This window comes from Methylomonas fluvii (assembly GCF_014850975.1).
In the GTDB taxonomy this organism is placed as follows: Bacteria; Pseudomonadota; Gammaproteobacteria; order Methylococcales; family Methylomonadaceae; genus Methylomonas; species Methylomonas fluvii.
Genome location: NZ_JACXST010000002.1, coordinates 1674133 through 1686536 on the forward strand (window position 1 = coordinate 1674133; position 12404 = coordinate 1686536).

Sequence of the window (12404 nt, forward strand, 5' to 3'; positions counted from 1 at the left end):
TTTTGGGTCGTAGGCGGCGGTGAAGCCTTGTTTCGTGCAATTCGTCAGAAATCGAAATAGATAAAAGCAGCCGTGCTTCCTTGGCTTACTGTAATCGCCATAAGCCAACAGAAAGCCAGCGCAGTCCATAGGAGTTCCGGTCGCAAATAATGGGCCGTAAATTTGACCTTCCGGATGTCGTCAAACCGATGTAACGCAAAGAATACTAAGATCAACAACAACGGAAAAATATTATTGTGGGCGAATGAAGCAATCCCGCCCCAACCGCCGATAAAGGGCGCAGCCCATATGTCTAGCGCTTTTGCAATAGTCGGGCTACGAAAAAAGACCGCTGCAAAAGCGAAAAAATGAAATGTCAGCAACACTCCAATCCAATCGGGCATTTTGCCGGATGGCAAACCGCGTAAGACGGGCCGCAGCAAATAATTAACCGATATACCGATACCGTGCAACAAGCCCCAAATCAAAAAGGTCCAATTCGCACCATGCCATAAACCGCTTAACAGCATAGTGATCAATATATTACGGATGGCCGTGAACCGTCCGTGCCGGTAGCCGCCGAGCGGTTGGAAAAGATAGTCACGAAACCAAAATGACAGGGTAATATGCCATCGGCCCCATAAGTCGCTGAGTGAACGCGCGGCGTAAGGCCGACGGAAGTTATTAGGTAAACGGATTCCGATTGCGAGCGCAAGTCCAATCGCCATGTCGGTATATCCGCTGAAGTCGCAATAAATTTGAACCGAGAATCCGTAAATCGCCAACAGCGCGTCCAGAGCCCCAAGCGTTCCATTTTGGTTATAAACATCATTAACCGCAAAACCGACCTGATCCGCAAAAACCAGCTTTTTGACCAAACCGAGCGAAAAAATCGCAAGCGGCACGGAAAACCGGCGTAGTGTCGCAATGCGTTTCCGTTCGAGTTGCGGCAGCAGTTCGTCGGGACGAAGAATCGGCCCGGCAATCAGATGCGGAAAGAACAAGACATAAGCGAGCACGGTCGATGCGGAGGATGTCGCCGGAAACTTACCTTTGTAGATATCGATGACATAGGCCGTGAGGGTAAACGTGACGAAAGACAAACCAAGCGGCAATGGCAGATTGAGCAAATTGTCGTGCATACCAACGAGCGGTCCGATCAGTTCCCTAAAGAAAAAATCCGTGTACTTGTAGAAAACGAGCGGCAAAAATAAACCGATGACGGTCGCAACCGCCCGGCGTTTGCGTGCGACCGGATTGACCGATCCATTCATCCATATCACGCCGAGGTAGGCGATCGCCGACAATAAGTAAGGCAGCCATACGTATTCGATTCGCCACCATCCATAAAAAATCGTGCTGCCAAGAATGATCAGGTAAATTCTAAATTGCTTGGGAGTGACGAAGTGGAGCAGGAAGTAAACGGAAAAAAATACAAAAAATATCGGCGAACTAAATAACATTCCCTGCCCTGTTTACTTATTGACGGCGGCGTTGCCTGATTGGGAAAGCATTGGCAGGATCGCCTCGGCCATTAATCGGTGGCCGAGTGCGTTGGGGTGCGGATCGGTCGGCATCGCCCAGATGTCTTTCGGAGGCACACTCTTCATTTTGGACAGTTGATCGCAATAAGTATATCCATACTCAGCCGATACTTGCTTCATGATGTCATGGACAAACCCGAATTTGTAGTCAACTAAGTTATATGTGATAGGCGTCATGGCCAGATATATACGGATATTGTTCGCTTTGGCATACTCCGAAAGTTGTTTGAGCTTTTCTTTCATTTTGAGCATGCCAGACGCCTCTGGCTGATAGACGTCACGGTAGTACTGCACCATTGATTGTTCTCCGTTCTTATCGAAGAACCGGTGATAAACGCCCCATAAGATCACCGCCAGTTGACTGTGACGTAACAGCAAATTATCTCCGCCAGCAGGCAGGTCTTCAGCGTCGCGCAGACAATAATGCACGACGATATCGGTCGGATGCAGGTCGGTAAGCTCATCAAAAAAACGGGAAACGTAGCGCTCTGTGTTGTAGTTGCCAACTCCGGCGTTAAGCACCTGTACGGGCTGTTTGTCGATAGCGCTTAACGCCTTCTCAAGTCTGGCTTCAAGGGTGTCCTGTTCAGAAACTCCCCAACCAAATGTAATGGAGGCGCCGAGAAAGAGGATTCTCCGGCCGCCGGAAGGCAAAGCGGAAAGCGGGCCGCCGCGCAACCCATGCTCGTTGAGGCGGATTTCGACATTCTGCAATATCGCCGATTTCGACTTAACGTGATCGAAATCAAGCATAGGCTCGGAACGGCGGATTTTTAGCTCTTTTCCATAGCGCCACATCTCGATATCGTAGTTGGTCATCGAACTATTTTTTAGGCGCAAGAGGCCTTCTGCGAGACCGAGTGAGATTGCCAACGAAATACAGACTAAAGCAATTGAGTGAAATTTTTTATTGGTTTGCCGCATAAAAACTATTGAGAGAATTTGAATATAAATCCGGGCATCCCAATTTCAAAAATCTTCGTTGTACTTGGCGTCCCGCATGCAGTTATATATAGACTGTGTTCCGCCGAAGCTTGTAGTTTAAGTACCTTTACTATTGATAGAATTAATGCCATAACCTGCTACTTTTACCGTAATTCGCCGGCCGCCTTTAAATTGACCACTATCGAGCGGCGCAATTAATCCAGTTCGAAGGCAGGGCTGTCATTTATTTTAAGGCGGGCATCCTGTTTTTCTTTGTACAGAATGTAGTTCTCAATAACCAGCAATTCGATCTCCGAGCCCATGAAACAACGAAAAGCATCTTCGGGACTGCAAACAATAGGTTCTCCACGAACATTAAAACTGGTGTTAACGAGAACAGGGCAACCGGTCCGTGCTTTGAAAGAGGATAGGAGTTCATGAAACCTCGGATTGGTTTCTCTATCCACGGATTGTATTCTTGCGGAATAGTCGACATGGGTCACGGCCGGTATTTCGGAGCGTTGTACTTTAAGCTTATCGATTCCAAATTGCGCTGACTCCTGTTCCGTTATTTTTCTGCGCTTATTTTCGGCTACATTTGCAACGAAAAGCATATATGGGCTATCACAATCAAGATCAAACCAATCAACCATATCTTCTCGTAATACCGCCGGCGCAAAAGGACGAAAGCTTTCGCGATACTTTACTTTTAGGTTTAATGTTTTCTGCATCGCCGGATTACGCGGATCGCCAAGAATGGAGCGAGCCCCGAGCGCTCGAGGGCCAAATTCCATGCGCCCCTGAAACCATCCAGCGGCTTTTCCCGCTACCAAAGCATCTACGGTGGCCGTAATCAAATCGGCGTCGCTTAGCCTTTCGAAGCGTGCGCCGGCGCTGGAGAGCTGTTGTTCAATCTCACTATTATTGTAACTCGGCCCAAGGTAAGAGCCGGACATTGCATCTTTTCCATTTGTCCGGCGGGGTTTGTCACAATGCGTGTAATAAGCGGCCAAAGCGGCACCAACCGCACCTCCGGCGTCGCCAGCGGCCGGTTGAATCCAAATGTTTTCGAATTTACCATCTCGCAAGATTCTGCCGTTAGCCACGCAATTAAGTGCCACACCACCGGCGAGGCAAAGATTTTTTCTGCCAGTTTCATTGAACAGAGCACGCGTCAACCGAAGCACTATTTCTTCGGTAACCCATTGAATAGATGCGGCAATATCCATGTGCTTCTGGGTCAAAGGCTGCTCGGGATTTCGTGGCGAATCGCCAAAAAGCTTGTCGAATTTTTTGTTGGTCATCTTAAGGCCGGTGCAATAATCAAAATATTGCATATCCAGCCGAAAACTCCCGTCAGCTTTTAGATCAAGGAGTTTACTTAGGATAACGTCGACATATTTTGCTTCTCCGTAGGGCGCCAGTCCCATTACCTTGTATTCGCCAGAGTTGACTTTAAAGCCAAGATAATAGGTAAATGCCGAATATAAAAGGCCAATCGAATGAGGGAAATGAATTTCCTTCACCGCCTCCAAACGGTTGCCGTATCCGATTGCTACTGAAGTCGTTGTCCATTCGCCGACGCCATCCATTGTTAATACAACGGCTTCCTCGTATGGTGAGGCAAAAAAAGCGGAGGCGGCGTGGCTTTGGTGATGTTCGGCGAATAGCAAACGACTTTCTATATTCGAATCCGCACCCAGCTTTTTCAACTCATCCCGCAGCAACAGTTTTTGAAACAGCTTTTCTTTCAGCCAAATCGGCATTGCCGTTAAAAATGATTGAAAACCACGTGGAGCAAAAGCAATATAGGTTTCAAGAAGTCGTTCGAATTTTAAAAAAGGCTTGTCGTAAAATACAACATACTCAATTTGATCCAGATTTTTACCGGCCGCGTTCAGGCAATATTCAATCGCATTTTTAGGAAAAGCGGCATCATGTTTTTTGCGCGTAAATCGCTCTTCTTGCGCCGCGGCGATTATCTGGCCGTCTACAATCACACAGGCAGCGCTATCGTGATAAAACGCCGAGATACCTAATATGTTCACGGTTGCGTCGGCAAACTTCAAAATATGGCGTAGATAAATGGCGCGATCGCGGAGCCTTGGCTTAAAACAACCAGACCGCCGACCAAGACTAGCACGAATATGATCGGCAATAGCCAATATTTCTTTCGCATGGAGAGGAAAACCCAAAGTTCTCGCAAGATATTCAGCATTACTAATTCCACATTAGAATTGATTGTTCATATTTTGTTGTTTAACCACAATAAGCGGGCGATTTTGCCAATATGTTGGAGCTTTGCGATCAAATCTCAGCTTGAGTAAATCTCTTTTGAGGAGGCGCATTAATAGCCCAACTGGCAGAATAGTCAATAAGAAAACGGCTCCCATTATGACAGGATTGGTTAAATAAGATAAAACGAGGCCCAGACGATGCCAAAGATTATTAAGAGGTCGCAGTGGCGCCACCCAAAAATATGCAAGGATAAGCAAAACTACAGCAAAGAATAACCATATCATCCACCAATGATCACGCAAGTCATGGGATTGATATAACCTCACAAAACCTATAATGCAAAATATGGCAGCAAAAGTTATTCCAAATCCGCGTTCAGTTGGTTTTTCTGCATTCTCTTCTTGGCGCGAGTTTTCAAGCACGTAGCCTGATCGTTTATAAGTGGATTTTTTCATAGATTTTAACTACTAGCGGCACTGGCCGATACGGCGTTTACACATTGGCAAAAAGGGTCGATAGAACTGGCGAACAACGCTATCCCATTGCTCGACGCCTTACCCAAATGCCGCGAATCGACACTGATCAACCCCCCAATCCCGCGGTCATGACGACAACCGAAGCGATGATCGCCAAACTTTTTCCTGTTTATTATTTGATTACCCTGATAGGCAATACAAAAAGTACGCCAGAAACAAGAAAATTGAGTACGACACTCAAATCATGGATGAACTAAAGAGCAGCCAATGCAAAACCGGATGAATTTTACTCGTTAGCCTGTTGCATTAGGGGAACCTCTGATTAATTCGTTAACATGAATTTCTGCGTCAATTAAATCAATGACTTGCATATTGTTTTTTCTTGAAAAACTGAATTAATCCGAGGCTCCTTAGAATAATACGACCTATTCTTTACGGTATATTTTGTTATCTATTCAGACCAGGACGATAAAACAATGCATCTCGCAATATGGATTTTAATAAAACAAGAGCGCTCTTATATTTTCCTAGCACCCCAGGATGGGCGCGACTTCCTTGCACGCCTATTCTAGGGGGCTCAGAAGAAGAAATTTCCGTTATCTTCAAACCGTACCTAGCGCCACGGGTTAATAACATTATTTCCGAAAACTCACTCTTGAATTTATCTATTTCCAATATGTATAAATGAGACTTTTTAAATGCTTTGTACATCACGAGCCCATCTGTGTATTTTGTTGAGAAAAGTATGTTAATAAGACTGGTAAAAAACTTATTGGCAATTCCCGATACGAAATCATCATCTTCTGAAATTGCATCACCTTTGTATCTCGATGCTACAACTATATCATAACCAGCGTTTATTTTTTCAATTAGCCTTGGAATATCTTCCGGAATGGAGTTACCGTCCGGCGAAAACGGAATAATGATATCACCTTTAGCCAATTCAAACGCTTCCCAAAAAGCTGCTTTAACTCCTTTTGATTTTTGGTGAACCACATTATATCCTTTAGAAACAAGGTATTCTTTTGAGCCATCATCAGAACTACCATCAAGAATCAATATCTCGTCGCACCAACTTTTGTCTATCCGCGGCATTATAACTTTCAATGCATCTATTTCATTTTTTACAGGAATAAAAAGCGTTGTTATAAATTTTAATTTTGAATTATCCATTTTATTCTTCAAATAAAAAGCCGCATTATAAATGCAGCTTGCCACTCTGTTCTTTTCGTAGCCTTTAATAAAAACCCAGCAACAACACGCCGTCAAATTATTTTTAAATCTATAACTCAATATAATATCGACTTACATCATAAAAGCCCAGTAATAACTAACCGGAATATTAATAACCACTCTAGGGAACCTCTGATTAATGCAGTTTATCAAGAAAAATCGATGCGTAAGTCATTGATTAATATGCAGTGAATTCAATGTTACAAATTAAATAGTCGTCCCTGAAAAAGCCGATATTTTCCGAACACCAGCATTCAGGCCGACAATAAAAACGGCGCGCTCAATGGCCGCGCCAAAATCCGACATGGCGGTCTCCAAAAATGAGGCAAAAAAATCCTCAACTGCCTGAGGATCATACGGATATTGTGGCCAGCACCGCATAAGATGGCATGCATGGCATCGCCCAGTTCGCCTTTCAGGTAATTGCGGCCCAGCAATCCGTCGTTTTTGAGGTGCCCGATGACGGGTTCGATGGCATTGCGGCGTTTGAGGGCGCGTTTGAGTCGCCGGGTGTTTATTCCTCTCTTTTGCCGGGCTTTGTAAATGGTCACGTTCGGGACCTCGACACCACGGTATCCTAAATCCACAAAAGCTTCTTTTGCGCGTGTACCGCTTAGAATCTCCGCCTGTTCCAGACACGATTCCAGGGTGTGTCCATCGTAGGGATTACCGGAAAAGCTGCGGGCGCCGAGCACAAAATTACTTTTGTTGGTGACGGTGATGCCCACTTTGACGCCGAATTCATACTTCTTGTGGACTTTGCCTTTGGAAATGCATTCGACTTCCGTGGCGTGGAAACTGTACAGCTTGTTTTTATCCTGGGGTTGTTGGTTCAAAATCCGTTGGGTTTTCTCTAGCGTCTCTTTAAAAGCCAATTTGACTGCATCGGATTGATCCGTCAATTGGCGCTCGATATCTCGGTAAACCCGACCCACCAAAGTTTTGAGCTGTTTGAGCATTTTGCGTTTGCGCTTCATTTGCTTGGCATGACTGTACCGGTTCGCCATCATCAGCAAATAGGGGGCTTTGCGGTTGTAGTTCTGCCGTAGTGTAATCTCATGCTGCTCAGCCAGACGTACCATGTGCTGGCGACAGCGTTCATACAATTTTCCATCGGTCGGATACGTGATGGCTTTCTCTTGCACCGTGCTATCAACCGTCACCGATTCAAAATCCTGTTTCTTCACGGTCTTGCTGGCTACGCCAGCCTGGATCGTCACCGATAACATCCACTCGCAACCTTCTTCTCCGATCCGTTTTCGCCAATAGGTCAGTGACGTGGGGTGGCAAGGTATCTGGTGTTGGAAATACTCTTCGCCACAAAAATATTGCCAATAGGGATTTTCAAGCCACTGTGCCACGACCGCTTCGTCCGAGCGTGCAAACGCATGTTTGAGGTAATGAAGCCCGGCAATAAGACGCGTTGGCAACGCCGGAGCGCCTTGGTTCTCGGTAAAAAATTCACCGAACGCATCATCCAGTACTTTCCAATCGATCAAATTTGCCAGTTGGTAAAGCTCATGCTTCGGATTCAACAGGTCGGCCAGTGGTGTGTTGAATAGATCGATTTGGCCGCTACTTTCTTGGGATTTTGGCTTCATTTTCGATAAAAATTTGCAAGAAATTAATATCTATTTTACTAATTTCTTGCAATTATTGCCCGTCTTTTTCTTCAATTATTTATTGTGTTTCAATGCTTTAGCCGTGAATTTGTGGCTTTTCAGGGGCGACTAAATAGGCCTCCCTGAAAAAGCCAAAATTTTTCAGGGACGACAACCCTCATGCGAACAATAAAAATTGCTCGGATGATAATGCGGATGTTGTGACCAGCACCGCACAGAATGTGCGTGCATTGCATCACCCAGTTCGCCTTCTAGGTAGTTTCGTCCTAAAAATCCGTCATTCTTCAGGTGACCGATGATCGGTTCGATGGCATTGCGGCGATTGAGAGCGCGCTTGAGTCGCCTAGTATCCACTCCTCGCTTTTTGTCGTGCTTTGTAAATCGTGACTGTCACTTTAACGCCGAATTTATATTTCCTGTGGACTTTGCCCTTGGCAATGCATTCCACTTCCGGGGCGTGAAAACGGTAGAGTTTGTTTTTATCCTGCGGTTGCTGATTCAAAATTCGTTGGGTTTTCGCCAGCGTCTCTTTGAACGCCCCTCTGAAGGCGTCGGATTGATTGTCCAATTGACGCTCAATATCTCGATACATCCGGCCCGCCCACCAGGGTTTTCAATTGTTTGAGCATCTTGCGTTTACGCTTCATTTGCTTAGCATGACTATAACGATTCGCCATCATGAGCAAATACGGGGCTTTGCGATTGTACCCAAAGGGCATAAATAATTCTGCCTTAGCAGAATCCCATGTTGCTCAGCCAATCGCACCAGGTGTTGGCGTTATCAGGGTAAAATCGCCTTTGCCTCTGACGCCGATGTACTTTCTGAAACAGGATGTGTCGGGACGCTCCCGAGGCATCCACTCGGAACCGCCTACCAAGTAACGAAAATTGGGATTAAACAGTAAATTGCTTGTGATGTCGTGGCGTTCTAAACACTCCAATATCCTTAGGGAAACATGATCGACAATCCCGCTTCTTAGCAGGATATTCAACACTCTTTGGCGCTGGCAGGCATAGCAATCAAGTAGCGGCAAGAAATGAACTAGCAAGCAAGGCAAAACCGCTACGCGGAGCGCCTAAAACTAGCGGGTTAAATGAATTCATACTCAATTCATTACCATATGAGCGTTCTATTACAGTCAAACTCAAAACACATTCAAATTTTGGTATTTTGCACGAATGACCCCTCCAAGCTTTTTAAAAATTTTAGTTGACGCAGCTGGTGTTAAATGATTATTGTCAGCTGTAATCAAGCTATTTCCGATAATAAAGCTGCAGGTAGATAAAACATCGACAACATCACATAACTGTTCTTGAATGTCGAAGTAGTCAACATTTTCTTCATTTGCAATTTTTTGAATTGCCCTGCGCAAATCGACAGTATTAGAAAGTAATCCGTCTCGCGCAATAGACTGAATCTCATACTCAGTGGACTTCTCATTTGCCTCTCGAGCAACTATATCAATTAGCTTCTCTTTAAATATAAATGGCTGCCCGACTACTAAAACTGGCTTACCAATTGCCTTCATGTATCTAATAGTTTCCCGGAAATTATTATAATCCGGGCCAAGCGACGCAAATATCGTCAAGTCGATAGCGTTTTTTTCAATAAAGTCAAACATAAATTGATTAGATTGAAGGCAGTAATCTATTCCCCAATTAACACCAGGCCTACAATTTGACGGTGTTGCTTGAAGAAGATTAAATCGCTCTCTAGGCAAATTCTCGTTCAACCCCATCCAACTATAACTTGCTACAGAATCTCCCATCAGCAATATATTGATCTTACCATTAACTGGCCGAATACATTCTGCTTGATCAAAGTTTTTAAAATTTGTGAACGAGCAACCTGGCGCCCGAGGTTTCAAGGTACTTAACGAATCTTTTGTTCCTGATAATAAGTACGAGACATTTTTAGGGAAACGCCATCGCCAACCATTATGAGAGTAAACATGCAATGCTGGAGCTCCAACAATTACTAAAGACAATGAAACAGCAGACCAGAATTTACGTCGCCCGGAGGAAGTGCTTTGAAAATCTATCCTTCTAAAAGGCGTTTCAACAAATTTGTATAATAAAGCGGCGATAGATATCGATAAAATTAATACAGCGACCTTATCAAGCAAGCTCCATGGCTCCGGTTTTATATATTTATAAAATACAATCGTCGGCCAGTGAATAAGGTATACTGAATAACTGATTATACCCAAGCCAGAAACTAACCGATGCCTCAAAAGCGCACCGAAAAGTCTAGATGTTTTTGCACCATATATTATTAACGCGACTCCAAAACACGGGAGTAGCGCAAAAGTGCAAGGATGCTCATCTTTATGCTGGGTAACCGCATACATAATTGTTAAAAATCCAATAAATACAGCAGCCTCTTTTACCCAATCAGAACGATTTTGACTGCGTTCAACACCTAATAAAGCAGCTCCCAATGAAAATTCAAATATACGAAATGGCATAAGAAAAAACGCTGAGGATTCAACGTTGAAAAACGATGCTGACAAATATAATCCGAGTTTATTTTGAATTTCAAAAATATCATTGACATAAGCGATATTTAACAAAAAACTAAAAGCGGAAATCAAAAAAAATGCTTGAGTTAAATGCGCCCTTGAGACTCTGCGAAACAAAAATAAAACAATTATCGGCCAAATCAAGTAAAACTGTAGCTCGACGCTAAGAGACCAAGTATGCAACGCGGGCTTTAGATAAGCCGCTTTGTCGAAATAGCCAGATTGACTCCAAAATAATATATTTGACAATCCGACCAAAGCATAAAAAATAGAACCGCCAAGATGTTCAAAATCGTCCGGTCTAAATGATATCTCCGCTATAAAAAATGATAAAAAAAGAGTAAACGCCAACGCCGGAAATATGCGTTTAGTTCGTCTAATCAAAAACAACCCATAGTCAATATTTTTTACACGGGACTGATACAGCTCATCCAACAACAATCCGGTTATTAGGTAGCCACTTATTACAAAAAATATATCAACACCGATAAAACCGCCCTTAAAGCCAGCGATCTCAAGATGAAATAAAACAACCAATATAACTGCGATAGCACGGAGACCATCAATTTCTTTGTAATAAGTGTTTTTCTGCGCGCCCGCAGTGTGCAAAAGCGAACTATTCAAAGTTAAGCCCTCGTAAAGTCAAAAAATCAACATTGCCGGAATTAGAAATAATTTCCAACTTTTAATACCGAACCAATGTTGGAGTTTTAATTTTTTTTACGCTCCACACTTCTGCATTTCCGTTATGGAACCTCTGAGTAATTGCCGTTTTGAACTGCATCAGTTTGAATAGCCGGTCAAAACTCGAAAAATGACTGGTGATTATCTTTTTTGTGCTCGCAATGCTCCTTATGTGGTCCATTTTTCAAATAGCAGACGCAATCAGGCTACTACGTTCGTAGGTGTCCCCTCGCAGCACATTGGCAATCGCTGTCAGAAAGGTCAAACGGGAGGCGTTTTTGGCTAAGCCGCGATAGCGATTCTTGGCGCAACCAAAGCGGATCTTAATATCCCGAAACACGTGTTCGACCTTGGCACGACGACTAGCCAGTTCGCGCGCCGCTCGGCGCAGGAGTTGGGCCGCCTCGCTTTCGTCTTGGGTGAGCTTGGCCAGTTTGCCTGGACGTATCGCGATCACACAGGCAGGCGGATTTTCACTGGGCATTTCGGGGCGTTTATCCAAGCCCTGATAACCCGCATCGCCGTGGACGAACTGTTCCTCGCCGTGCAGCAACGATGCTGCTTCCGCGATGTCGCTGATGTTGCCCGAGGTGACTTTGAGGGTATGGACCAAGCCGGTTTCGCTATCGACACCTATGTAAAATTTGCTGCCGAAAAACCATGGGTTGCCTTTCTTGCTGGCATGAGTCTCGGGATCGCGCGCTTTGTCCTGGTTTTTTGTCGAGGTCGGTGCGGCAATCAGGCTGGCATCGACGAGGGTACAGGCTTTTAGAAACAGCCCCGATCCGCCAGCGTTTGGTTGATGACCTGGAAAATCTACTCCATCAGCCCGTGCGCTTCCAGCAAGTGCCGGAACTGCAAAATCGTGCTTTCATCCGGCACCGCTTCTAGGCGGATACCGCAAAAACGCCGCAGCGACTCAATCTCGTAGAGTGCGTCTTCCACGCCCGGATCGGAGTAGTTGTAAACAATCTGTGCCACGTGAACATGCAGCATGGCATTCAACGGAAACGCTTTGCGCCCGCGTCCTTTACCTGAAGCGTAATGCGGTTCGATCTCCGCCAGGATGATAGACCTCGGCAATAAGGCGTCGAGTTGGCCGAGAAACGTCTCGCCCCGGGTGACTTTGCCTTTGTTAGCGTATTCGGCATCAGCAAAAATGAGCTGTTGGTAAGGGTCCAT

10 protein-coding genes and 1 pseudogene are annotated in these 12404 nt (G+C 44.9%); all 11 read right to left on the reverse strand.

Annotated elements, in window-relative coordinates; all coding sequences use genetic code 11:
• Positions 1 to 44: 44 nt before the first annotated feature.
• Positions 45 to 1442: an MBOAT family O-acyltransferase gene (locus EBB_RS17180; protein ID WP_192394921.1), complete on the reverse strand. Its 1398-nt coding sequence runs from the start codon at positions 1440 to 1442 to the stop codon at positions 45 to 47.
• A 12-nt stretch (positions 1443 to 1454) separates the two neighbouring features.
• A complete protein-coding gene (locus EBB_RS17185; protein ID WP_192394922.1) occupies positions 1455 to 2342 on the reverse strand; it encodes an SGNH/GDSL hydrolase family protein in 888 nt (295 codons plus the stop codon).
• Between the two features lie 320 nt (positions 2343 to 2662).
• The gene (locus tag EBB_RS17190) at positions 2663 to 4495 is read right to left on the reverse strand and encodes a carbamoyltransferase family protein (protein ID WP_192395064.1); all 1833 of its coding nucleotides are present in this window, start codon (positions 4493 to 4495) and stop codon (positions 2663 to 2665) included.
• Positions 4496 to 4512: 17 nt separating this feature from the next.
• The gene (locus EBB_RS25980; protein WP_223146842.1) at positions 4513 to 4665 is read right to left on the reverse strand and encodes a DUF5989 family protein; all 153 of its coding nucleotides are present in this window, start codon (positions 4663 to 4665) and stop codon (positions 4513 to 4515) included.
• A 13-nt stretch (positions 4666 to 4678) separates the two neighbouring features.
• Positions 4679 to 5140, reverse strand: coding sequence for an SxtJ family membrane protein (locus tag EBB_RS17195; protein ID WP_192394923.1), 462 nt, complete (start codon positions 5138 to 5140; stop codon positions 4679 to 4681).
• A 468-nt stretch (positions 5141 to 5608) separates the two neighbouring features.
• Positions 5609 to 6334 (reverse strand): glycosyltransferase family 2 protein, encoded by a 726-nt coding sequence (locus tag EBB_RS17200; protein ID WP_192394924.1) that lies wholly within the window; start codon positions 6332 to 6334, stop codon positions 5609 to 5611.
• A gap of 314 nt (positions 6335 to 6648) precedes the next feature.
• The gene (locus EBB_RS17205) at positions 6649 to 7995 is read right to left on the reverse strand and encodes an IS5 family transposase (RefSeq protein WP_225587194.1); all 1347 of its coding nucleotides are present in this window, start codon (positions 7993 to 7995) and stop codon (positions 6649 to 6651) included.
• Positions 7996 to 8359: 364 nt separating this feature from the next.
• Positions 8360 to 8608 (reverse strand): hypothetical protein, encoded by a 249-nt coding sequence (locus tag EBB_RS25985; RefSeq protein ID WP_225587481.1) that lies wholly within the window; start codon positions 8606 to 8608, stop codon positions 8360 to 8362.
• Positions 8609 to 8768: 160 nt separating this feature from the next.
• Positions 8769 to 9065: a hypothetical protein gene (locus EBB_RS17215; protein WP_192394925.1), complete on the reverse strand. Its 297-nt coding sequence runs from the start codon at positions 9063 to 9065 to the stop codon at positions 8769 to 8771.
• Between the two features lie 96 nt (positions 9066 to 9161).
• On the reverse strand, positions 9162 to 11162 hold the full coding sequence (locus tag EBB_RS17220; RefSeq protein ID WP_192394926.1) for an acyltransferase family protein: 2001 nt from the start codon (positions 11160 to 11162) through the stop codon (positions 9162 to 9164).
• A 244-nt stretch (positions 11163 to 11406) separates the two neighbouring features.
• Positions 11407 to 12404, reverse strand: a pseudogene (locus tag EBB_RS17225) (IS5 family transposase).